Here is a 20,881-nt window from a genome sequence, read left to right as displayed (position 1 = left end):
TGCCCGGAAGATCGACGCATGACCGACCACTACCGCGAGTTCACGATTCCCGACACCGAGCTGACCCGGCAGGCCCACGCGCTGGCCGAACGGCTGGTGACCCCCGCCATCGCCCACCACAGCGTGCGCAGCTACCTCTTCGGACGGGAGCTCGGAGCGGCCCGGGGCCTGCGGCCGGGCCACGACTACGACGACGAACTGCTCTTCCTCGCCTGCGTCCTGCACGACGCGAGCCTGTCCGACGCGGGTGGGCGCGGCGACCGCTTCGAGGTCGAGGGCGCCGACCTGGCGGCCGAGTTCCTGCGCGAGCACGGCGTCGGCGAGGAGCGGGTGCAAACCGTCTGGGAGGCCATCGCCCTGCACACCGCCGTCGGCATCTCCCACCGGCTGCGCCCGGAGATCGCGCTCACCCACCTCGGGGCCGGCGCCGACGTCGTCGCCCGCGGCACCGCCGCCCTGCCCGCCGGCTACGCCGACCGGGTGCACGCCGCGTTCCCGCGCCTCGAGCCGGACGGCGGACTGCCCGCCGCGATCGCCGCCCACGCCCGCCGCGACCCGGCCGGGGCGCCGCTGTTCAGCTTCGGCCACGAGATCCTCCGCCAGGCCGAACCGGGCCGCCCCGTCGCCGACTTCGCCCTCGCCGCCCGCAGCGCCTGGCCCGGCGTCGTCTGAGGCGGCGACGCCTGACGCGGCAAGGCCCCGCGCCGGGTGGGGCGCGGGGCCTGTCGCGCCGGGCGGGGCGCGGGGCCTGTCGCGCCGGGCCCAGGTCAGCGGAAGAGCGGGAGGTTCTCGGTGAGGAAGGCCTCCAGGGTGCGGGGGGTGCGGCCGGTGACACGCTGGAAGGTGTCGTCCGGTGTCTCCGCGCGGGCCACCGCGAGCTGCTGGATCTCCACCACGTGGGCGGCCAGCCAGTCCGGCAGGCCGGCCCGGTGGACCAGGTGGGCGCGCAGCTCGGCCGGGGCGAGGTCGAGGTAGCGGACCGGTCGACCGAGCAACCCGCCCAGCAGGTAGGTCAGTTCGGGGTAGCTGTAGGCGCGGGGGCCGGTCAGCGGGTACGTGCCGCCGGCGAGCTCCGGGCGGGTGAGCACCGCGGCCGCGAAGTCCCCGATGTCGCGGGCGTCGACGTAGTTGCAGCGGGCCGCACCCATCGCGCCGTGCACCACCCCGGCGGCCGAGACGCCGGGCGCGAGCAGCAGCAGCTTCTGCAGGAACGCGTACGGCCGCAGGACGGTGGCGGTCGGGCCGAGGCCGCGCAGCCGCTCCTCGACCAGGTGGTGGCCGCGCGAGACGGCGACCGGGGAGTCCGGTTCGGCGGCGGGTGCGGAGACCTTGACGACGTGTCGCACCCCGCAGTCGACCGCGGCCTCCAGCACGTCGAGCTCGTACCGGACCTGCTGGGGGCCGTTGGCCATGGTGAGGAAGAGCTGCTGTGCGCCGGTGAGGGCCTCCCGCAGGGAGCGCGGGTCGGCGGCGTCGGCCGGGCGGAGCTCCGTCCGGGCGAGCGTGGGCGCGTCCAGGGCGGCGGCGAGGCGGGCGGGTTCGCGGCTCAGCGCGCGGACGGGCACGCCGAGAGCGGTGAGGCTGCGCAGGGTGGCGCCTCCGGTGGCGCCGGCGGCGCCCATGACGACGATCACGGCGACTGCCTTTCGGGTCGGGGTTCGGTGACGTGCGGGGGTTCGGTGCCCGGCCGGGCTGCGGTGGCGGGTCGGAGTGCGGCGGACGGGAGGTGCCGGGGCGCGCCGTGGGCTCCGTGGGCGCCCTGCGGGCGGGGTTGGCGGCGGCTGCCGCGCCAGTGCCAGGTGGTGATGGTGGCCGCGATCGCCGAGGAGACCGGCAGGTCGACCGGCAGGCGGCCCGGCCACGGGCTGTCGGAGAGGGCCGGGAGGTGCGGCAGCCCGTGGGCGCCGGCGAGTCCGACGGCCAGGCCGAGCGCCGCGGCCGCCAGGCCCGCCGCGGCGGCCGCGACCGCGCGCGGGGCGCGGGCGGGGCGGGTGCGCAGCGGCCGGCGCCGCAGGGCGGCGCCGAGGGCGGCGGCGACGAGCGCCGAGGTGCCGCCGATGGTGGTGAGGGCCGCGGCCACCAGTTCGGGCTGGTGGGTGATCGCGCCGGCGGCCCCGGCCGTCAGCGCGGGCATGGCGTACGCGACCAGGACTTCGCGCCACAGGACGAAGGGCGGCGGAGCGCCCGGGGTCCTCCTGTTCATGAGCTGTCCTCTCGTGGAATAAGTGATTAGGTAGCTAACTATCGGGGCTTGAAGAAGGCGGGCCGCCGGGCGGCCCGCCTGGGTGGGGAGGTCTCAGTCCGCGGTGAGCGCGTCGATGCCCGCGACCACGCGGCCCAGCAGGTCGAGGAAGGTGCCGCGCTCCTCGGGGGTGAGCCCGCCGACCAGCGCCTGCATCCGGGCGTAGTGCTCGGGCGCCAGGTCGCGCAGCTTGTCCGCACCGCGCGCGGTGAGGATCACCACGTTGCCGCGCCCGTCCTCGGTGGACGGCCGGCGGGCCACCAGGCCCTCCCGCTCCAGGCCGTCGACCAGGCCCGTCACGGTGGCCCGGGAGACGCCGAGGCCGGCCGCGAGCTGGGACGGCGACTTCTCGCCGCCGTGGTCCTCCAGGTCGGCCAGCAGCCGGTAGCGGCCGGTGGAGAGGCCGAAGCGGCCGAAGTGCACCTCGCCGGCCTGTCCGAGCCGGGCGCCGGCCGCCATCAGCCGGGCCGCGACCAGGACCGCCTGCGGATCGGCCGCGATGCCGTAGCGGGCGATCTGGCGGCGGGCCTGGTCGAGGGTGGGGGCGCCGAGCCCGTCCTCGGGGTACTGGGTCACGGGAACTAATATGGCGCCTAACCATGTCGTCGGTCAAGCGGGCCGGAACCCGGTCACCGCACGCCGGTCAGGTGCGCGAAGACAACCGTGTTGCCCTGGTAGCCGGTGCGCGCGTCGAACGCGCCGCCGCAGGTGATCAGCCGCAACTCGGCCTGCCCCGTCGCGCGGTAGACCGTGTCGGTCGGGAAGGCGCTCTTGGCGTACAGCCGGACGCTGTCCACGGTGAACACCGCCGTGCGCCGGTCCTCGCGGGTGACCTCGACGGTCAGACCCGGCCGCAGCAGCCCCAGGCGGTAGAAGACCGCCGGGCCCTTGGTGGTGTCCACGTGGCCGACCGCGACCGCCGTCCCGTCGGCGCCCGGCGCCGGGCCGCCCCGGTACCAGCCGACCAGGTTCCGGTTGGTGGACGGAGGGCTGTCGAGCTCTCCCCGCGCGTCCAGACCGACGCCGGAGACGGGCGCGTCGACCTTCAGCGAGGGAATGCGTATCCGGGTCGGCCGCGAGGCCGGCAACGCGGCCACCCTCGGGGAGAGGGTCGGCGACGGTGCCGGCAGCCCCGGATCCGAGGAGCCCCGGGCGACGGGCCCGCCCTCGCCCGGCTGCGGCGGATGAGAGGTCGTCATGCCGTCGTGGACCAGCCAAGCCCCGCCCAGCACGGCGGACGCCACCGCGCCGGCGACCAGCCGGCCGGCGCGGTGGCGACGGGCATGCCGTCCGTCAGTGCGCATCGCTGCGGCGGTTGCGGCGGAGCGCCCAGAAGCCGGCCCCGGCCGCACCGGCGATCAGCGCGGCACCGCCGACCACCTCCGGCACGCTCAGCTCCTGGACCGAACCGCCGCCGCCCGCACCGACACCGCCGCGCGGCGTGGCGCTCGGACCGTTACCGCCCCCCGGAGCCGTGGACGACGGGGACGCGGACTTGGACGGGGACGCCGAGGTCGACGCGGACGCCGACGCGCTCGGCGAGCTGCTGGTGGACGGGCTGGCGCTGGGGCTGGCACAGGAGACCGTGAAGACCTTCTGCTTCGCGGCGCCGTTCTCGCCGGCGAACGTCCACTGCAGCTTGTAGTGACCGTCCGGCAGCGAGTAGTCGGCGGTCCGGCCGTGTCCCGTGACCAGCGTGATGTTGCCCGCCAGCACCTGGGCGTTGCCGGTCGGCGGCTGCTGGGAGATGGTCCAGCTGACCTGCTGGACGGTGTCGAAGTTGAACCCGTCCAGGTAGAACGAGCAGACCTGGGGGTCGTTGCGCTGGTCGTCCTCGGGCGTGGTCGAGGCATGGATCTTGACGTCGCCGTTGTCACCCGGAGCGGCATGGGCCGCGGTGGGCAGCAGGAGGAGCGGGGCGGCGGCGAGCGCGGCCGCGCCGGCGAAAGTACGGATGGTCATCAACGGGCTCCAGAACAGCCGAGATGGCTGAGAACGCGGACAAGGACGCGACGAGCCTGGTGCCGGCTGACGGCGTGTCGGACAGCGACGCGCGGGCGAATGTGATTTTTCACCGGTTCGGCCCGCGTGAGATCCACCGGCGCGCGCCCCGGATCCGGCCAGGGGGTTTGACCGCCCCGGGAACTGCCCAGAAAGACGACCAGGCGCCCACACGACCGCAGGGAGGACACCGTGCGCTACGCGGGTCTCATAGTCCTGATCGCCCTGGTCGCCGCCGCCGCGATCGGCCGGCGGCTGCTCCGCTACCCCGGGCAGTGGCGGCACGCCTTCGGCGGCGAGTACGACGAGCACCGGCGCGACCTCGACAGCGCGCGCGACCGGCTGGCCTCGCTGCAACGCGACGCCAAGCGCGAGCACCGGACGGCGGCCTCCGGCGTCGACGCGGCCGCCTCCGCCTACCGCCGCCGCGTCCGCGACGCCGAAGCCCGGCTCGCCGCCCTCCGGGACCCCGGCCGCGGGAACCCCCGCGGAGAGCTCGGCGCGCTCCGCCTCCACCAGTACACGCTCCAGGTCACCACCGGCGGCCGCACCGGCGAGTACCCGCTCGACGAGCTCTCGATCCGGCCCGACCCGGCCGGCGCCGAGACCCACGTCCACCTGATCCTGCCGAAAGGCCGTCAGCAGGTGCTGCCCTTCCCCCGGGAGGATTACCCGGAGGCCGCCGTACGCGCCTTCGTCGCCGACGTCCACGACGCGGTCGCCGCCGCCAAACGCGCCAAGGCCGAACGCGAGACCCTGGTACCGGAAGCCGAGGCCGAACTCGCCGAGGCCCTCGCCGACACCGCCGGACAGCAGCACGCCAAACGGCACTTGGCGGACGTCGAGGCACGCCACGAGGCCGACCCGCGGATCCCCGAGGCCCGCCGCGAACTCGACGCCGCCCGCGACCGCTGGCACCACCTCACAGGCCGCCGCCCCCGCTGACGGGCGGGCGCCGTGCGGCTGGAGGGCGGCGGTGTGGTGCTGACGGCGGACGACCACGTGCGGCGGGCGCGAACGGGGCCGGACGGGCAGTCGAGCCGCACCTGCCTGTGGTGAGCCAAGTACCGGGGCGGGCGCGGACCGTGCAAGCATGCGCTCGCGGTGAGCCTGTGCCCGGACCAGGGGCGCGGCGGCCGCAGACGGGGCGGGGAACACGGCAGTGGAGGGGACACGGTGACGGTGATCGAGCGGGTGCGGGCGGGGGACGCCGACGGGGTCGCCCGGGAACTGGCCGGGCTGACGCCGGCCCAGCGACGCGACTGCGTCGCGGAGCTGAAGGAGGTCCGCGGGGAGATCGGCGAGGAGTGGTGGCTCGAGCGCGACGTCCTCCGGGCGCTGATGGTCGCGGGGGCCGGCTGCCACACCGCCACTTCGGCGGCCGCCTGGCTGAGCACGGGGGGCCCAGGGTTCCGGCAGGACGACAGCTGGGACCAGCCCGCTCTGCTGGCGGTCATCGAGAGCCGGCCGGCGGAATGGCGGAGCGCGCTGGTCGCCGCACTGGCCGAGCGGCGGGCCGCCTCCTGGGCGACGAGGCAGTACCACCTGCTGGAACACCTGGTGCTGACGACCGGCTGCGAGGTGCCGACCACGGACGGATTCGTCACGCAGTGGTGCCGCGGCCGGACCTGGACGTACTCCTCCCACCGGAACGCGATCGTCGTCGTGACCGGTGCGACCCTGTGGGAACGGCTGTCGAAGGACCCGTTCGTGCCGCTCCTGACGCCACGGCTGTTCGACCTCGACGCGATCGGCTCCCCGCTGGACGGCCCGTCGGACGAGCAGCGCCCCGAGGACTGGTGGCCGACCTGCCTGGTCCGGCTGGCCGAGCAGGGCACGCTGGACCGGGGAGAGCTGATCGACCGCTGCCTGGCCCGGCTTGCCCGGGGCGGGCGGACCAGCGACCAGCGCGTCTTCCTGAAGCTGCTGCAGACCTTCGCCCCGACCACCGAGGAGCGGACGGCCAGGGCCAGGAACTACCTCGCGCTGCTCGATGCGCTCCCCTTCGTCGCCGCGCAGGCCCAGCGGGTGCTGGCCGAGCTCGACGAGGCGGGCCTGCTGCCCCCCGGCCTGCTCGCCGAGGCCTCGGCGGCGGTGCTCGTGCGCACCGAGAAGAAGCTCGTCCGCTCGCAGCTCGGCTGGCTGGACGGCGCGGCGCGGCGCGACCCGGCCCGGGCCGACGAGGTGGTGCTCGCGACGGCCCACGCCTTCGGCCACCCCGACCCCGATCTGCAGGGCCGGGCCCTGCAGGTGACGGCCCGTCATCTCCCCCGGGCCGGAACGGCGGTGCTCCCGCAGCTGCGGGCGGCCGCCGAACTGCTCAACCCGGCCCACACCGCCCGGGCCGGGGAACTCTTCGGCGGTGGACCCCCTGCACCCGCCGAGGCGTACCGGGAGCTGCTGCCGCCCGTGCCGTCGGCATCGACGCCCCGCTGAACGTCCTGGCCGGGCCCGGTTCGCCGCCCCTCGCGGAACCGGCGGGGTTCGACGCGGCCCGGGCCGGCCGGGAGTGGTGTAGACCAGTTGTGGCGGGGTGGCAGAATGACCCGCCGAGAGCCGGTCACCAGGAGGACTACATGCGGCAGCGTCTCAATCTGATCCTGCTCGGGGTGCGGGACGTCGCCGCCTCCGTGGCGTTCTACCAGGCGCTGGGCTGGCGGCGGTCCAAGGCGGGCTCGGACGAGTTCGCGCTGTTCGAACTGGGCGGGGTCGCGGTCGCGTTCCAGTCGCGGGAGGCCTTCGCGGCCGACGCGGGCCTGCCCGACCGGGGGCCGGGCGGGTTCGCCGGGTTCGGTCTCGCGTACGTGGCCCGCAGCGCCGAGGAGGTGTACGAGGTCATGGCCAGGGCCGCCGAACTCGGCGCCACCGTCACCCGGCCGGCCGGCCCGAACGCCTGGGGGCACAGCGGGTACTTCACGGATGCGGACGGCCACCTGTTCGAGGTGCTCCACGAGGACGGCTGGATCTTCGACGAGAACGACGACCTGGTGCTCTGAGCGCCTGGCTCAGGCACCGGAGGCCGCGGTGCGCCCCGAGGGCCAGCTGTGGCCCGCGTCGTGCAGGCCGCTCAGCGCCGCGTGGTCGTTGGCCACCAGCACCTGGGCCAGCCGGGCCGCGGCGGCCACCACGGTCGGCCACAGCGGCGAGTCCAGGTAGGCCTCGTCGGGGGCGTCGGCGCCGACCGCCTCTTGGGCGGCGGTGAACGCGGCGCCGAGCCGCGCCATCAGCTCGACCTCCTGCTCGGTGCGCAGGCACTGCCCCAGCCACGGCAGCGGCGCGCGCGCATCGCAGAAGTCGTCGAAGAGCACGTGCACGATGTGGTCGAGGCCGTCGAACTCCGCCGGATCGAGCCACACCTCCCGCTGCCACGCCGGGCTGGCCAGCGCCACCACGGCGGGCACCACGTGCAGGCGGTAGCGCGGCAGGGAGACACCATGATCGATCACGGCCCGAGCGTACCGAACCCGGGCAGTGGCGCTGTCGTGCGCCCGGGGTGTTTGCGTGGTGAGACCGCGGTGCCCGCGCGGGCGAGGTGATCTACGCTCGCGGGCATGTCTCAGCCGATACGACTTCAGATTCTTATTACTACTCTGCCGGGCCGCGGCCAAAAGCAGGTGGACGCGTTCGAGCGGCTCGCGCCGGTCGTGCGGGCCGAGGACGGGTGCCTGCAGTACGACCTGCACCGGGTGGTGGGCGACCCGGACCGGTTCGTGCTCGTGGAGCTCTGGGCGTCGCGGGAGGCGCTGGCCGCGCACGACGTCACGCCGCACATGGTGGCGGCGGACGCGGCCGGCCCGGCGTTCCGCGCGGGCCCGGCGCAGGTGCTGGAACTCGAGGTCGAGCCGGTGGCCTGACGCCGTCCCGCCGTCCCGCCGTCCCGCCGTCCCGCCGTCCCGCCATCCCGCTGTCCCGTCGGGCCGGTCGGGAGATCGACAGGTCGGGCGTCGTGGGGTTGCCGGCGGAGTGGTGGCGCGGTGCGATTCGAACGGTTTGCGGCGTTTCGTCCGGCCGGTGGCCGGGCCGGCGGTCTAGGGTCGCCGCGTGGGAGAGCCAGAGCAGCACGCAGAAGGCGCGGGACCGTTCACCACCCGGCTCACCTGGCACCCGCCCGACGGCGGCACCGCCGTCTGGGAGTCGCGGCTCGCCCGGCGGCGGGGCGTCATGGCCGTCCACCGACCCGGCGCGCCCGCCGGGCGGCACACGAGCGCGGACGAGGAGGCGATCGCGCGGCTGCGCAGGCTGAACGCCATCGCGGCCACCGCCTTCGTCATCGGCGGCGCCCTGTTCGCGGCCGGCGCCGCTGTCGCCCAGTTCGGCTCGGGCGACGCCACCACGGCCGCCACGATCTACTTCGCCGGCGGGCTGTTCTTCAACACCGGCGGCTACGTCTCGCTGCTCCAGGTCGTCAACGCGCCCCGCCACGAGCCCGGCGGCGAGGGGCGGCTGCACACCCGGCGGTGGCGCTGGTGGAGCTACGAGCCGACCCGGATCGACTGGCTGAGCGCGTTCGTCCTGTTCACCGGCACGCTGGTGTTCGGCATCAACCTGCTGGACTCCTTCCTGCAGGGGCTGAGCGTCCAGCAGGTCAACCGGCTGATCTGGACCCCCGACGTGATCGGCTGCGTGCTGTTCCTGATCTCCGGGCACCTGGGCTTCGTCGAGGTCTGCCACGGCCGGTTCCGCGTCCTGCCGCGCAGCCTCGGCTGGTGGATCGTCGCGGTCAACCAGCTCGGCTCGGTCCTCTTCATGGTCTCGGCCGTCGCCGCCTACACCCGGCCCGCGACCGCCAGCCTGGTCAGCGCCGACGTCGCCAACTGGGGCACCCTCACCGGCGCCCTGTGCTTCTCGGTCGGGGGCATGCTCCAGCACTTCGAACGGCCCTGAGGGCGCCGGTCATTCGGGGTCGTCCGCGACGAGCTCCACCTCGAAGCCGTCCGGGTCCTCCAGGTAGGCGGCGTAGGTGTCCGGGCCGCCGGCGTGCGGGTGGCGGTCGGGGAAGAGCAGGGTCCAGCCGTGCCGGGGCGCCTCGGCGACCAGGGCGTCGAGGGCGGGGCGGTCCCGGACGTGCAGGGCGAGGTGGTTGAGCCCTGGGCGGCAGCGGTCGTGGCGGGTCGCGGTGAGGGCGGGGGACTGCTCGACGACCAGGTAGGTGGTGCCGAGGCGCCAGCTGCGGCCCGCGTCCCAGCGCTGGAACGGGGTCCAGCCGAGGGTCTCCAGGAGCCAGCCGAAGCCGGCCGCGGCCCGGTCGAGGTCGGGGACCCAGAGCTCGACGTGGTGCGGCGAGCCGTGGACCGGGCGGGCGTCGACGGGGCGGGTGTGGGCCGGGTGGTCCGGGAGCGCCGCCGCGGGGCGGGTACGGAGGTCGGCGACCATGGTGACGGACGCCTCGCCCCCGGGGTCCGCGTGCAGCCGGAAGCCGTGGCGCTCGTAGAGCCGCCGGGCCGGGTTGTCGCGTTCGACGCTCAGCGAGACCCGTTCGACGCCGGACTCCGCGGCCAGGCGCAGGAGCCGGCCGAGCAGGACGCCGCCGAGGCCCCTGCCGCGTTCCGGCGCGACGACGGCGATGCTCAGCTCCGGGACGTCCGGGGCGACGAAGCCGTAGCCGGGCTCGTCCGCGGTGAAGCGGCGCAGCCAGGCGGCGCCGACCGGGAACGGCTCGGTGTCCGCGCGTCCCCAGGTGGTCTCGGCGACCAGGCCGAGGTCGCCGCGGCGCGGCCAGCCGGTGACGTAGCGGGCGTTGCGCGGGTCGGCGAGCACGTCCGCGCGGGAGGCGCCTCGGCCGGGTGCCCAGTTGACCGCCTCGACGACCATGTCGCCGAGGACCTCGGCGTCGGCGGCGAGCGCGAAGCGGGTGTCGACGTCGGAGGGGCCGCCGTCCGGCCAGGTCTCGTCCTCCAGCCGCTCGGGGGCGAGTTGGCGCAGCGCCGGGCCGTGGAACATCCACACCCGGAAGTACTCCTCCTCCTGGTCCTTCAGGAAGAGCTGCACGAACTCGGGGCGCCGCCAGGGCAGCCGCTCGACGTGCGCGAGGACACCGGGCAGGTCGGCGTGGTCGAGGGCACCGGCGTACACGTCGCACTCGGGGTACTTGCTGCCGCCCCAGCGGGTGTCGCGGTCGGTGGTCCCGCCGAGCGCGCCGACGTACCCGGTGGCGCCCGGCCCGAGGCCGCGCCTGGGGGCGTCGGTCTGCAGCCACCTGCTGAGCGCTTCGGCGGTGGGACGGTCGGCGGTGTCGACGGACAGCATCAGGTTGGCGACGTGGCTCACCCGGCGATTCAACACGAGCGCACCGGTGGCTGCTACCGAATTGCCTCCGTGCTCGAACCGTCACCGGCCGGGTGGAGGACCTCCAGGACGGTCGCGGTGCCGCCCACCGGCCGGCCCTCGTGCATGGTGATCCGGTGCCCCGGGCGCAGGTGCCGCCACCGCGCGGGATCGAGCGGCGCGAGGCGGACGGTGGCGTGTTCGCCGGGTGCGAGGAACGGGGTGTGCTCGACCCAGAGGGCGGCGACGTCGAAGGCGGGTCCGCCGTCGGGCGCGCGGTGGCCGATGTCCCACAACGGCCGCAGCGCGCCGGCGCCCGCGAAGGGCGTCCGTCGGCGGTTCTCGGCGGCGGGCTCGAGGGTGAGGCCGGCGCGGATGACCCCGCGGCGGGTCTCGTTCCACCGCCAGCGGCACCAGGCGGCGCTGCGCTCGAGTCGCAACTGCTCGGCGGCGCCTGCGAGATCCGCCCAGAAGTCGAGCGGGAGCGGGCGGGCGTCGCCGAGCGACTCCAGCAGGCCGAGCGCGGTCTCCCAGTCGTCGTGGGCGAGGTGCTCCCAGACGTCGTCCACCGTGAGGTCGTTCTCGGTGGCGGTCGCGGCGGGGACCAGCAGGCAGGCGGCTTCGAGCAGCGCGGGGACGTCCATGCCGTCAGATTGTGGACCAGAGTCGGCCGGGATGTTTTTTGCTGCTATCGCGTCAGATATTTGCAGAGTGTGTCGCGTGTATTGCTGCGGTGGGTCAGGGTCGTTACGCTCCCGCTGGTCGGACCGCGTCGCTGGCGTGCCCTCAGGTCCGCTGTTCTCCCCTGAACGGTCGATCGTACGGAGGGATTTCGGTATGGGTGTGACACGGCGGGTGTTCCTGCAGGCGGCCACGGCGGCGGGAGTGGCCGGGGTGGTGGGCCTCGGCGAGGCGGCCGCGGCCGCGTCCGCGGCGGCGGCGAGCGCGCCGGGCGACGTGGTGGGCAAGGTGACGGTCGGGTACCAGGGCTGGTTCGCCTGCCCCGGCGACGGCGCGCCGATCAACGGCTGGTGGCACTGGGCGCGCAACTGGGGCCAGGCCCCGTCGCCGTCCAACAGCTCGATCGTCGCCTGGCCGGACGTGCGCGAGTACCCGGCGACGTACCGCACCGCCTTCCCCGCGCTCGGCAACGGGCAGCCGGCCGCGCTGTTCTCCTCCTACGACCAGGCCACCGTCGACCTGCACTTCCGCTGGATGAAGCAGTACGGCATCGACACCGCCGCGCTGCAGCGCTTCAACCCGACCGGCGGCGAGGGCCCGACCCGCGACGCGATGGCCGGCAAGGTGCGCAGCGCCGCCGAGTCGCAGGGCGTCAAGTTCTACGTCATGTACGACGTCTCCGACTGGCTCACCATGCAGTCGGACATCAAGACCGACTGGACCACGAAGATGCGGGCGCACACCGCCTCGCCCGCCTACGCCCGGCAGAACGGCAGGCCGGTGGTGTGCATCTGGGGCTTCGGCTTCAACGACAACCAGCGCCCGTTCACCCCGGCGGCCTGCCTGGACGTGGTCAACTGGTTCAAGGCGCAGGGCTGTTACGTGATCGGCGGGGTGCCCACCTGGTGGCGCACCGGCGACCGGGACTCCCGGCCCGGCTTCGCCGACGTCTACCACGCCTTCGACATGCTCTCGCCCTGGATGGTCGGCCGGATCGGCAACGCCGGGGACGCCGACAACTTCTACAACGTCGCCACCGTGCCCGACCTCGCCGAGTGCACCGCGCGCGGCATCGACTACCAGCCGTGCGTGCTGCCCGGCGGCGTCGGCGACCGGCAGCGCGCGCACGGCGACTTCATGTGGCGGCAGTTCTGGAACATGGCGCGGGCCGGCGTGCCCAGCGTCTACGTCTCGATGTTCGACGAGTACAACGAGGGCAACCAGATCGCCAAGACCGCCGAGTCCCAGGCCTGGATCCCCGCCGGGTCCGGCCTGCTCGGCCTCGACGAGGACGGCACCGCGTGCTCGTCCGACTACTACCTGCGCCTGACCGGCGACGGCGGCCGGATGCTCAAGGGCCAGGCCCCGGTCACCCCCGTCCGCCCCACCGTGCCGATGCCCGGCGGCACCACCCCGCCGCCCGTCCCGGTCGACCTCGCGCTGCGCCGGCCGACCTCGGAGAGCGGCCACACCCAGGCCTACGGGTCCGGCAACGCGGTCGACGGCGACCCCAACAGCTACTGGGAGAGCGTCAACAACGCCTTCCCGCAGTGGCTGCAGACCGACCTCGGGTCGGTGTACGCGGTGCGCAGGATCGTGCTCTCGGTGCCGCTGCCGGCCGCCTGGGGCGCCCGCACCCAGACCGTGGAGGTCCAGGGCAGCACCGACGGCACCGCCTTCACCCGGCTGCTCGCGCCCGCCGGGTACCGCTTCGACCCGGCGAGCGGCAACAGCGCGACGATCGCTCTGCCCGCGGCGCCGGGCGTCCGGTACCTGCGCCTGGTGTTCACCGCGAACACCGGCTGGCCGGCCGGGCAGGTCGCGGAGCTCCAGGTGTGGGAGAACTGACGGCCGACCGGTGAGTGCTCAGTACCAGGCGGAGCAGAGGTTGTCCGTCGGACAGAACATCACGTAGGTCGCGTTGTACCCGACCCGGACGGTCAGGCTGGCCGGGTCGGGCCCGTAGTTGACGTACGACCCGGGGTCCGGCGTCGCCGTGAAGGTGACCACCGTGCCGACCGGGAAGGACGCCTCGCAGGGGCCGCTCGGGGCCGACTGCCAGGTGTCGGAGCCGTCGTACGGGTCCCACGCGGTCTGGTGGCAGTTGATGCCCGCCGGGCTGCTGACCACGGTGCCGCCGCCCCAGCCGTCGCTGGTCCAGGCCGACACGACACTGCTCGTGGTCGCGGCCTGCGCGCTGACGGGGGCGGCGGTGCCGATCGCGGTGGCCGTCGCGAGGGCGGCCGTGGCGACCACGGTCGCCCGCCAGACGTGACGGAGCGTGGGCGAGGACCGGGCGGATGTTGTGTTCATGGGGATCGCCTCCTGCTGCCGGGATGCCCCACAGTCACCAGTCTCCGCGCCCGCGGCGGCGGGCAACACCCCTTCCGGCGGGCAACTTTGCGTCACCCGGGGCACACCGAGACGTACCTGCCGCCCCACCCGGACGCACCGGCCGCCCCGCGTTGACGCGGCGGGGCCGCGGGACCACGGTGGGAGTGTCGGGGCGGCCCCGGGCCACGAGAGAGGGAGACGGTCATGGCACTGCAGCCATTCCCCGGAGCGGGGTTCTTCCACGACGGACAGCGGAGTCCGGTCATCACCGCGATGGGCCGGCGGCTGGTCGAGGAGGGGTGCAGCCGCTACCGGGTCGGACCCGGACCGCAGTGGAGCGACGCGGACCGCGCCTCGTACGCCGCCTGGCAGCAGAAGCTCGGCTTCACCGGCCCGGACGCGGACGGCATCCCGGGGCAGGCCTCCTGGGACCGGTTGGGGGTTCCGGCGGGCACGGTGAGCTCGGGCGGGGTCGGATCCCCGGTCCCCGGGCACGGCGTCACCACCGGTTACGGCATCCCGGGCTCCTGGCAGGCGGGCCACCACACCGGCGCCGACTACGCCGCCGACGAGGGCGCCACCTGTGTCGCGGTGCTGGACGGCGTGGTCAGCGAGACGGGCTTCGACGCGGACGGGTACGGCAACTACCTGGTGCTGCGCTCCGACGGCTCGGACTTCTGGTACTGCCACCTGTCCTCCCGCGGCGTCACCAGCGGTGAGGGCGTCGGCGCGGGCCAGACCCTCGCCCGGGTCGGACACACCGGGAACGCCACCGGTCCGCACCTCCACTTCGAGAAGCGGCCGGCGGGCGGCGGCTACGGCAGCGACGTCCCACCGGTCTGGTAGCGGTACGGCTCCGGCCCCTGCCGACCGGCGGGGGCCGGTCGGCAGGGGGAGATCCGGCCGGGTGACTGGTTGTCATGCTCTGAATGGACATCAAGTTACTTTCGGGTAATGCTCTGATCGGCCCCGCGAGGGGCGATCACCCGTCATGTCCCGAAGGAACCACCCGTGCGCTTCTCCCGGCCCCGCCGTGCGTCGAGGTCCGTCCTCGCCGCCGCCGTCGCCTCCCTGCTCACCCTCGCCGCCCCGCTGCCCGCCCACGCGGCGGACGACGGCGCGGCCCACCTCGACGCCGTCGAGCGCGCCCTGCGCGAGGTGTCGCCGGGACTGGAAGGCACCGTCTGGGAACGCACCGACGGAAACGCGCTCGACCCGGCCGGCTGGCTGCTGCAGACGCCCGGCTGCTGGGGCGACGCCGCCTGCGCCGACCGCCCCGGGACCCGCGCCCTGCTCGACCGGATGCGCAGCACCGTCGCGGCCGCCACCCGCACCGTGGACGTCTCCACCCTCGCGCCCTTCCCCAACGGCGGGTTCGAGGACGCCCTGGTCGACGGCCTCAAGGCCGCCGTCGCCGCCGGGCACCGCCCGCAGGTCCGGATCCTGGTCGGTGCCGCGCCGCTCTACAACGCCAATGTCCTGCCCTCCCGCTACCGCGACGACCTGCTCTCCCGGCTCGGCACCGCCGCCGGCTCGGTCGGCCTCACCGTCGCCTCGATGACCACCTCCCGCACCGCCTTCTCCTGGAACCACTCCAAGCTGCTCGTCGTCGACGGACAGCACGTGATCGCCGGCGGCATCAACGGGTGGAAGGACGACTACCTCGACACCACCCACCCCGTCACCGACGTCGACCTCGCCCTCGACGGACCCGCCACCACCTCCGCCGCCCGCTACCTGGACACCCTCTGGGAGTGGACCTGCGGCCACACCGGCGTCCTCGACAACGCCTGGTTCGCCGCGAGCGACGGCGCCGCCTGCCGGCCCGCCCTCGAACGCGACCTCAACCCCGCCGCACCCCCCGTCGGCGGCGTCCCGGTGATCGCCGTCGGCGGACTCGGCGTCGGCATCAAGGCCAAGGACCCGCGCTCCCCGTACCGCCCGGCGCCCGCCACCGGCGCCACCACCGCCAAGTGCGGACCGGTCGCCCTGCACGACAACACCAACGCCGACCGCGACTACGAGACGGTCAACCCCGAGGAGAACGCCCTCCGCGCCCTGGTCGCCTCCGCCACCGGCCACATCGAGATCTCCCAGCAGGACATGAACGGCACCTGCCCGCCGCTGCCCCGCCACGACACCCGGCTGTACGGGCTGCTCGCCGCCAAGCTCGCCGCCGGCGTCAAGGTGCGGATCGTGGTCAGCGACCCCGCCAACCGCGGCACCGTCGGCAGCGGCGGCTACTCGCAGATCACGTCGCTCGCCGAGATCAGCGACCTGCTCAAGGCCGAACTGCTCGCCGCCACCGGCGACCCCGCCAAGGCGCGCGCCGCGCTGTGCGGCAACCTCCAGCTCGCCACCTTCCGCGCCGCGCCGACCGCCACCTGGGCCGACGGGCACCCGTACGCGCTGCACCACAAGCTCGTCGCGGTCGACGGCTCCGCGTTCTACATCGGCTCCAAGAACCTGTACCCGGCGTGGCTGCAGGACTTCGGGTACGTCGTCGAGGACCGCGCGGCCGCGGCGCGGCTGGACGGCGAGCTGCTCGCACCCGAGTGGCGCTGGTCGCAGCCCACCGCGACGGTCGACTGGGCGACGGGCGTCTGCAACGCCTGACCGCCGCCGCGAAGGCCCGCACCGCGCCGCTACGGGCTCCCATCGGCCGGGGGCACGGCCAGGGCCGCGCGGAGGCGGGCCGCCAGCGCGGCGACCGCCTCGCGCAGCTCCGGGCCGCCCTCCACCCGGTACCCGAACGGGACCTGCGCCAGCCACTCCTGCGCGTACATCGCCGGATTGCGGGTGCTGCCGACGAGCAGGCAGCGCCCGCCCTCCGCCGCCGTCAACCGGCCCATCGACGGCCCCACCCACGGCGCGACCCGCTCCAGCGGGGCGTCGAAGACCACCCGGGTCGGGAAGGCCCAGCCCGAGCCCAGGTTCTCCTCCAGCACCGCCACCGGATCGAGGTCCTCCGGCATCCGGAACCCGACCGCGGTCTCCTCGACGGCCAGCACCCGGTCGATCCGGTAGGTGCGCACCGCGGCCGAGCGGTGCGAGTGGCAGAGCAGGTACCAGCGGGCCCGCCGGACCACCACCGCCCACGGATCCACCTCCGCCCGCCACTCCTCGCCCGCCCCGCTGCGGTAGGCCACCACCACCCGGCGGCGCGCGGCGATCGCGTCCACCAGCGCACTGGTGACCGCCGGATCGGCGTGCGCCGGGTACGGATCGGGCGCCGCCGCGGCGTGCTCGCGCAGCGCCGCCGCCTGCCGCCCGACCTCCTCCGGCAGCACCTGGACCACCTTGCCCAGCGCCGCGCCGACCGGATCGTCCGGACCGGTGGCACCGGGCCGCGCGTCCAGCACCGCCATCACCAGGCCGAGCGCCTCGCTCTGGGTGAAGCTCACCGGGGCCAGCCGCGTCCCGCGCCGCAGCCGGTACCCGCCGTGCGGGCCGCGCTCCGACTCCACCGGGATCCCCGCCTCGCGCAGGATCGCGACGTACCGCCGGGCCGCCCGGTCGGTCACCCCGAGCCGCTCGGCCAGCTGCTCCGCGGTCGTGCCCGGGCGGGTCCGCAGGATCTCCAAGGTGCGCAGCGCGCGGGCGGTGGGGCTGGTTCCGGTCTCCACAGCGGAAAGCGTAGGCGGACGCCCGTGCAATCAGGAAGCCGATCGTCCTGAACCGCTCCTAGCATGGAAGCACACCAAGTCACCTGGAACGGAGCATCACTGTGGACATCCTGCTGATCGGCGGACTGTGGCTGGACGGCTCGACCGCCTGGGACGCGGTGGTACCGGCCCTGCGGGAGCTCGGGCACCGACCGCGCCCGCTCACCCTCCCCGGGCAGGGCGACGGGAACGCGTCCGCCACCCTGGAGGACCAGGTGGCGGCCGTGGTCGCCGCGGTGGACGCCTCGGCCGGCAAGCCCCTGCTCGTCGTCCACTCGGCGGCCTGCAGCCTCGGCTGGATGGTCGCCGACGCCCGCCCCGAGCGGATCGCCGACCTCGTCATGATCGGCGGCTTCCCGCACGACGACGGCCACCCGTACGCCGACCTCTTCGAGGTGCGCGACGGCGCGATGGCCTTCCCCGGCTGGGAGCCGTTCGCGGGCGCGGACAGCGCCGACCTCGGCGAGGAGCTGCGCGAGCGCCTCGCGGCCGACGCCGTCCCCGTCCCCGAGAAGGTCGCCCGGGGCACCGTGCGGTTGAACGACCCGCGCCGCTACCGGGTGCCGGTGACGGTGCTCTGCCCGGAGTTCACCGCCGAGCAGGCCCGCACCTGGGTCGCCGCCGGCGACGTCCCGGCGCTGGCCCTCGCCGAGCGGGTCGAGTTCGCCGACATCGACTCCGGCCACTGGCCGATGTTCAGCAGGCCGGCCGAACTCGCGAAGCTGCTCGATGAGGTGGCGTCCCGGGCCTGACGGTCCGACGGCCTGTCGCCCCGACGGTTCAGGCCCAGGGGTCGAACGGGATGCCGGCGGGCTTCGAGGCGTTCAGCAGGTTGCGGAAGCGGTCGTCCTTGTCGGTGGTCTTGATGGTGGCCGAGCCGAAGTCGGCGTCGTTCAGCCGGTCGCGCAGCCAGGTGCTCGGCCAGCCGTTCCAGTCCACGATCGGCGGCCGGCGCCAGGTGTGGTAGTGGTTCTCCGGCGGCTCGTCGTTGGCGTTGGCCAGCCGGAAGAGGTGGGTCAGGGCCGGCAGCCCGTCCTTGTGGTAGACCACCTTCGGGTGGGTGCCGTCGAAGCGCACCGAGGAGCGCGGGTACGTCGACTGGCCGCCGTGCTGGGTCACCGTCAGGTACTCGACCCGGTTCGACGCCTGGTCGACCCAGGAGACGACGTGCTCCCAGTCGTGCCGGTGGCCGCAGCACCCGGCGACCGTCTGGTCCTTCTCGAAGTAGCTGGCGTACACGATCGCGCACCATCCGTTGTTGCACTTCGAGCGGGCGTAGGTCTGCGACCGGTCCAGGTCCGACTGGTCGTGGCAACTCCCGTTGATCGCACCGCTGGTCTTCAGCCCCGGGTTGAGCGTGCCGTCCGGCGCGATCGCCGACACCGCGTAGCAGCCGTCCGTGTCGTAGTCGTACACCGGCGAGAACGAGGCCTCGTAACCACCGGCGTTCTGGGGCAGGTTGGGCAGCGACTCGGCCTCGGCCGTCGCCCCGGGCAGGGTCAGCAGCAGGACGGCGGCGCCGAGCACCGTACCGATCCGGCGACGGGTGGTGCGGGGCGGTGGCTCGGCGGAAGTGCGCTGCCGCGGGCCGGAGTTCGTCATCTGCGCTCCTCGGTCTGCACCACTTGTCGTGGACACTTTCGAAGGAGCATAGGGCGAACGGCCCGCCCGGGGGATGAAATCCACCGGACGGGCCGCCGAACACGCGCGGGCAGGTGCCCCGATCAGCAGGGGAAGGTGCCGCTGTACACCGAGTGGCCGTAGGAGGAGCTGCCCGGGCCGAAGCCGTAGCTGCCGTCGTCGCTCCAGACCGCCTCGCGGAAGCCGTTGACGCAGGTCGAGGTCGGCGCGAGGGCGAAGCCCTCCAGGTTGTCGACCGGCATGACGGCCGGGTTGGTGTAGGTCACGTCCGGCACGATCGCGCCGCTCGCGTTGACCTTCAGCAGGGTGTGCGTCTCACCGCAGGTGTTGTCGCAGGTCGCGATGATGCGCTGGGTCCCGGCGTCGTACGTCACGTCCATCACCGAGGCCTTGCCCGTCGCGACGGTGCCGAAGGTGGTGAACGTGCCGTCGGAGTTCAGGCCGTAGACGTGCAGCGAGCCGTCCCACTCCAGGCCCGCGAAGAACAGGCCCGAACCGTGCAGCGGGTAGTTCGCCGGGTCGTACGCGGCGCCGGTCAGCGGGTCGACCCAGCCGTTCGCGGTCAGCCAGCCGTCCGGCACGAAGCCGACGCCTTCGAAGCCAAGGTTGGCGTCGTCCTTGCTGCCGGTGTTCAGCTGCGGGAACTGCGAGGTCATGTCCCACTGGTGGACCGGCGTCAGGGTCGTGCCCGTGGCGGCCGGGTCGAACTCCATCACCGTGTCCTTCGGGACGGTGTTGTTGGTGTTGTCCCGCTCGGACGTCACGTAGACGTGGCCGTTGGCGCCGACGGTCAGACCCTCGGCGTCCGGCTGGCCGGAGCCGCCCGCGAAGCGGATCTGCTTGCCCGTCGCGCTCCACGACGCGTCCGGAACCCACGTGCCGCCGCTCTTCACCAGCTTGTACAGCCAGTTCTTGTTCTTCGCCGCCCACAGCACCGACGGGTTCGACGGGTCGAACGCCAGACCGCTCAGGTCCCGGCCCTCCGGACCGGTCGAGGTGGTGAACGCGCAGACGTTGTCGGCGATCGTCACGTCCAGCCCGCCCGGCCACGCCGACGTGCCCGCCGGCGCCGAACCCGTACCCGACGGCGCCTCCGGGGCGCAGCCGCTGGTCAGCGACCCGCCGCCGCCCAGCAGCCGGCCGGTCTGACCGCCGCCGCCACCACCGCTGCCCGTGCAGTCGTTGGCACCGCCGGGCGTCGCCGTCACCGCCGTGCGGAACCAGCCGGTGCCGTTGGCGCACCGCTCGTCCGACGGCTTGGCGCCGTCCGTCGCCCAGCTCACCGAGTCGACCGTGTTGCCGCTGCCGTCCAGCAGGAACACCGAGTCGTTGTCGCCCAGCCCCAGCGTGGAGTTGAACGTCGCGTAGCCGCCCGCCGGGATGCTGGTCGTGCTCGGCGAGGAGGAGGAGACCGTCACCGCGGCGTGCGTGGTGTCGCCGTCCACGTACTTCCACGAGCCGATGCTCACCGCGCTCGTCCCGCCGTTGTACAGCTCCACCGTGTCCGAGCCGTTGGAGGTGACCTCGTTGATCCGCACCCTGCTCGCCGCCGGGACCGACGCCGGGCAGCCCGAGGCGTTCGCGGAGCCGAACGTCGTCGTCGAGACCGTGGTCACCCACGCCCCCGTACCGTCGCCTCCGCAGCGCGCCATCGCCGGCTTCGCGTTGTTGGTGGCCCAGTCGACCCGGTCGACCACCGTCCCGTCCGCCGTGTAGATCACCAGCTTGTCCGAGTCACCCAGCCCCTTGGGCGAGTTGAAGGTGACGAAGCCGCCCGCCGCGATCGTGGTGGACGACGGGCTGAACGACTGCGGCGCGAAGCCGTCGTCGGACATCTTCCAGCCGCTGATGCTCACCGCCGTCGACCCGGCGTTGAACAGCTCCACCGTGTCCGAGCCGTTCGAGGTGAGCTCGTTGATCCGAACGTTCTGGAACCCCGCCGGGTCCGCGGCGGCAGCAGGCTGCGCGGCGATGATCCCGGTGACGACCAGACCGGAGAACGTCAGAGCTGCGGCGCACACGGAAGCGACGCCGGCACGCGAATGTGAGATAG

22 protein-coding genes and 1 pseudogene are annotated in these 20,881 nt (G+C 74.2%); 11 read left to right on the top strand and 12 right to left on the bottom strand.

Features of this window, described 5'->3' with window-relative positions:
- Positions 1-18 precede the first annotated feature (18 nt).
- Positions 19-672, top strand: a complete 654-nt coding sequence (locus ABEB06_RS01390; RefSeq protein WP_345694896.1) for an HD domain-containing protein — start codon at positions 19-21, stop codon at positions 670-672.
- A 95-nt stretch (positions 673-767) separates the two neighbouring features.
- Here the strand turns inward: ABEB06_RS01390 and ABEB06_RS01385 are convergent, their stop codons facing one another.
- The 5 genes from ABEB06_RS01385 to ABEB06_RS01365 all read right to left on the bottom strand — a co-directional run bounded on the left by ABEB06_RS01385 (position 768) and on the right by ABEB06_RS01365 (position 4,204).
- The gene (locus ABEB06_RS01385; RefSeq protein WP_345694895.1) at positions 768-1,634 is read right to left on the bottom strand and encodes an NmrA family NAD(P)-binding protein; all 867 of its coding nucleotides are present in this window, start codon (positions 1,632-1,634) and stop codon (positions 768-770) included.
- Complete coding sequence (locus ABEB06_RS01380) at positions 1,631-2,203, bottom strand: hypothetical protein (RefSeq protein ID WP_345694894.1); 573 nt, start codon at positions 2,201-2,203, stop codon at positions 1,631-1,633. The genes ABEB06_RS01385 and ABEB06_RS01380 overlap by 4 nt, the downstream gene beginning before the upstream one ends.
- A 93-nt stretch (positions 2,204-2,296) precedes the next feature.
- Positions 2,297-2,818 carry a MarR family winged helix-turn-helix transcriptional regulator gene (locus ABEB06_RS01375; protein ID WP_345694893.1) on the bottom strand — a complete coding sequence of 174 codons (522 nt, stop codon included), beginning with the start codon at positions 2,816-2,818 and terminating at the stop codon, positions 2,297-2,299.
- A gap of 53 nt (positions 2,819-2,871) precedes the next feature.
- Positions 2,872-3,546 (bottom strand): class F sortase, encoded by a 675-nt coding sequence (locus tag ABEB06_RS01370; protein WP_345694892.1) that lies wholly within the window; start codon positions 3,544-3,546, stop codon positions 2,872-2,874.
- Positions 3,536-4,204, bottom strand: a complete 669-nt coding sequence (locus tag ABEB06_RS01365; protein WP_345694891.1) for a hypothetical protein — start codon at positions 4,202-4,204, stop codon at positions 3,536-3,538. The genes ABEB06_RS01370 and ABEB06_RS01365 overlap by 11 nt, the downstream gene beginning before the upstream one ends.
- Before the next feature lie 231 nt (positions 4,205-4,435).
- Here ABEB06_RS01365 and ABEB06_RS01360 point away from each other — a divergent pair, with 231 nt between their 5' ends.
- The 3 genes from ABEB06_RS01360 to ABEB06_RS01350 all read left to right on the top strand — a co-directional run bounded on the left by ABEB06_RS01360 (position 4,436) and on the right by ABEB06_RS01350 (position 7,239).
- Entirely contained in the window at positions 4,436-5,188 is a 753-nt protein-coding gene (locus tag ABEB06_RS01360; RefSeq protein WP_345694890.1) for a hypothetical protein, read from the top strand.
- Positions 5,189-5,419: 231 nt separating this feature from the next.
- Positions 5,420-6,679 (top strand): DUF6493 family protein, encoded by a 1,260-nt coding sequence (locus ABEB06_RS01355; RefSeq protein WP_345694889.1) that lies wholly within the window; start codon positions 5,420-5,422, stop codon positions 6,677-6,679.
- A gap of 140 nt (positions 6,680-6,819) precedes the next feature.
- Positions 6,820-7,239 carry a VOC family protein gene (locus ABEB06_RS01350; RefSeq protein ID WP_345694888.1) on the top strand — a complete coding sequence of 140 codons (420 nt, stop codon included), beginning with the start codon at positions 6,820-6,822 and terminating at the stop codon, positions 7,237-7,239.
- Between the two features lie 9 nt (positions 7,240-7,248).
- On the opposite strand, the gene ABEB06_RS01345 is transcribed toward ABEB06_RS01350, so the two are convergent.
- On the bottom strand, positions 7,249-7,689 hold the full coding sequence (locus tag ABEB06_RS01345; protein WP_345694887.1) for an SCO4402 family protein: 441 nt from the start codon (positions 7,687-7,689) through the stop codon (positions 7,249-7,251).
- Positions 7,690-7,794: 105 nt separating this feature from the next.
- Here ABEB06_RS01345 and ABEB06_RS01340 point away from each other — a divergent pair, with 105 nt between their 5' ends.
- Entirely contained in the window at positions 7,795-8,097 is a 303-nt protein-coding gene (locus ABEB06_RS01340; RefSeq protein WP_345694886.1) for a putative quinol monooxygenase, read from the top strand.
- A 187-nt stretch (positions 8,098-8,284) separates the two neighbouring features.
- Complete coding sequence (locus ABEB06_RS01335) at positions 8,285-9,127, top strand: hypothetical protein (RefSeq protein WP_345694885.1); 843 nt, start codon at positions 8,285-8,287, stop codon at positions 9,125-9,127.
- A gap of 9 nt (positions 9,128-9,136) precedes the next feature.
- On the opposite strand, the gene ABEB06_RS01330 is transcribed toward ABEB06_RS01335, so the two are convergent.
- Together ABEB06_RS01330 and ABEB06_RS01325 are read right to left on the bottom strand one after the other, a co-directional pair.
- A complete protein-coding gene (locus ABEB06_RS01330; RefSeq protein WP_345694884.1) occupies positions 9,137-10,510 on the bottom strand; it encodes a GNAT family N-acetyltransferase in 1,374 nt (457 codons plus the stop codon).
- Positions 10,511-10,542: 32 nt separating this feature from the next.
- Positions 10,543-11,151 (bottom strand): hypothetical protein, encoded by a 609-nt coding sequence (locus ABEB06_RS01325; RefSeq protein ID WP_345694883.1) that lies wholly within the window; start codon positions 11,149-11,151, stop codon positions 10,543-10,545.
- Between the two features lie 193 nt (positions 11,152-11,344).
- Between ABEB06_RS01325 and ABEB06_RS01320 the strand changes: the two genes are divergently transcribed.
- On the top strand, positions 11,345-13,036 hold the full coding sequence (locus ABEB06_RS01320) for a glycoside hydrolase family 99 protein (protein ID WP_345694882.1): 1,692 nt from the start codon (positions 11,345-11,347) through the stop codon (positions 13,034-13,036).
- 18 nt (positions 13,037-13,054) lie between these two features.
- Here ABEB06_RS01320 and ABEB06_RS01315 read toward each other — a convergent pair whose 3' ends face one another.
- The gene (locus ABEB06_RS01315) at positions 13,055-13,501 is read right to left on the bottom strand and encodes a hypothetical protein (protein WP_345694881.1); all 447 of its coding nucleotides are present in this window, start codon (positions 13,499-13,501) and stop codon (positions 13,055-13,057) included.
- A gap of 192 nt (positions 13,502-13,693) precedes the next feature.
- Between ABEB06_RS01315 and ABEB06_RS01310 the strand changes: the two are divergent.
- The 3 genes and pseudogenes from ABEB06_RS01310 to ABEB06_RS01300 all read left to right on the top strand — a co-directional run.
- A pseudogene (locus ABEB06_RS01310) lies at positions 13,694-13,969 on the top strand (peptidoglycan-binding protein); the annotation flags it as partial.
- Between the two features lie 9 nt (positions 13,970-13,978).
- Complete coding sequence (locus ABEB06_RS01305) at positions 13,979-14,368, top strand: M23 family metallopeptidase (RefSeq protein ID WP_345701712.1); 390 nt, start codon at positions 13,979-13,981, stop codon at positions 14,366-14,368.
- Between the two features lie 165 nt (positions 14,369-14,533).
- The gene (locus tag ABEB06_RS01300; protein WP_345694880.1) at positions 14,534-16,138 is read left to right on the top strand and encodes a phospholipase D-like domain-containing protein; all 1,605 of its coding nucleotides are present in this window, start codon (positions 14,534-14,536) and stop codon (positions 16,136-16,138) included.
- Between the two features lie 29 nt (positions 16,139-16,167).
- On the opposite strand, the gene ABEB06_RS01295 is transcribed toward ABEB06_RS01300, so the two are convergent.
- Positions 16,168-17,148 (bottom strand): helix-turn-helix transcriptional regulator, encoded by a 981-nt coding sequence (locus ABEB06_RS01295; RefSeq protein WP_345694879.1) that lies wholly within the window; start codon positions 17,146-17,148, stop codon positions 16,168-16,170.
- A 101-nt stretch (positions 17,149-17,249) separates the two neighbouring features.
- Between ABEB06_RS01295 and ABEB06_RS01290 the strand changes: the two genes are divergently transcribed.
- Positions 17,250-17,939 (top strand): alpha/beta fold hydrolase, encoded by a 690-nt coding sequence (locus ABEB06_RS01290; RefSeq protein WP_345694878.1) that lies wholly within the window; start codon positions 17,250-17,252, stop codon positions 17,937-17,939.
- 28 nt (positions 17,940-17,967) lie between these two features.
- Here ABEB06_RS01290 and ABEB06_RS01285 read toward each other — a convergent pair whose 3' ends face one another.
- Positions 17,968-18,789 (bottom strand): NPP1 family protein, encoded by an 822-nt coding sequence (locus ABEB06_RS01285; protein WP_345694877.1) that lies wholly within the window; start codon positions 18,787-18,789, stop codon positions 17,968-17,970.
- Positions 18,790-18,911: 122 nt separating this feature from the next.
- Positions 18,912-20,849, bottom strand: coding sequence for a lamin tail domain-containing protein (locus ABEB06_RS01280; RefSeq protein WP_345694876.1), 1,938 nt, complete (start codon positions 20,847-20,849; stop codon positions 18,912-18,914).
- Positions 20,850-20,881 lie beyond the last annotated feature (32 nt).

The organism is Kitasatospora terrestris (assembly GCF_039542905.1).
GTDB classification, from domain to species: Bacteria; Actinomycetota; Actinomycetes; order Streptomycetales; family Streptomycetaceae; genus Kitasatospora; species Kitasatospora terrestris.
The sequence above is the reverse complement of the archived record's forward strand: the minus strand, read 5'-3'. Positions and strand labels throughout refer to the sequence as shown.

What these genes read in the sequence shown, in the direction of transcription:
- ABEB06_RS01315 (WP_345694881.1), bottom strand. Translation starts at nt 13,501, where the DNA reads ATGAACACAACATCCGCCCGGTCCTCGCCCACGCTCCGTCACGTCTGG.
- ABEB06_RS01340 (WP_345694886.1), top strand. Translation starts at nt 7,795, where the DNA reads ATGTCTCAGCCGATACGACTTCAGATTCTTATTACTACTCTGCCGGGC.
- ABEB06_RS01325 (WP_345694883.1), bottom strand. Translation starts at nt 11,151, where the DNA reads ATGGACGTCCCCGCGCTGCTCGAAGCCGCCTGCCTGCTGGTCCCCGCC.
- ABEB06_RS01320 (WP_345694882.1), top strand. Translation starts at nt 11,345, where the DNA reads ATGGGTGTGACACGGCGGGTGTTCCTGCAGGCGGCCACGGCGGCGGGA.
- ABEB06_RS01350 (WP_345694888.1), top strand. Translation starts at nt 6,820, where the DNA reads ATGCGGCAGCGTCTCAATCTGATCCTGCTCGGGGTGCGGGACGTCGCC.
- ABEB06_RS01285 (WP_345694877.1), bottom strand. Translation starts at nt 18,789, where the DNA reads ATGACGAACTCCGGCCCGCGGCAGCGCACTTCCGCCGAGCCACCGCCC.
- ABEB06_RS01380 (WP_345694894.1), bottom strand. Translation starts at nt 2,203, where the DNA reads ATGAACAGGAGGACCCCGGGCGCTCCGCCGCCCTTCGTCCTGTGGCGC.
- ABEB06_RS01390 (WP_345694896.1), top strand. Translation starts at nt 19, where the DNA reads ATGACCGACCACTACCGCGAGTTCACGATTCCCGACACCGAGCTGACC.
- ABEB06_RS01365 (WP_345694891.1), bottom strand. Translation starts at nt 4,204, where the DNA reads ATGACCATCCGTACTTTCGCCGGCGCGGCCGCGCTCGCCGCCGCCCCG.
- ABEB06_RS01370 (WP_345694892.1), bottom strand. Translation starts at nt 3,546, where the DNA reads ATGCGCACTGACGGACGGCATGCCCGTCGCCACCGCGCCGGCCGGCTG.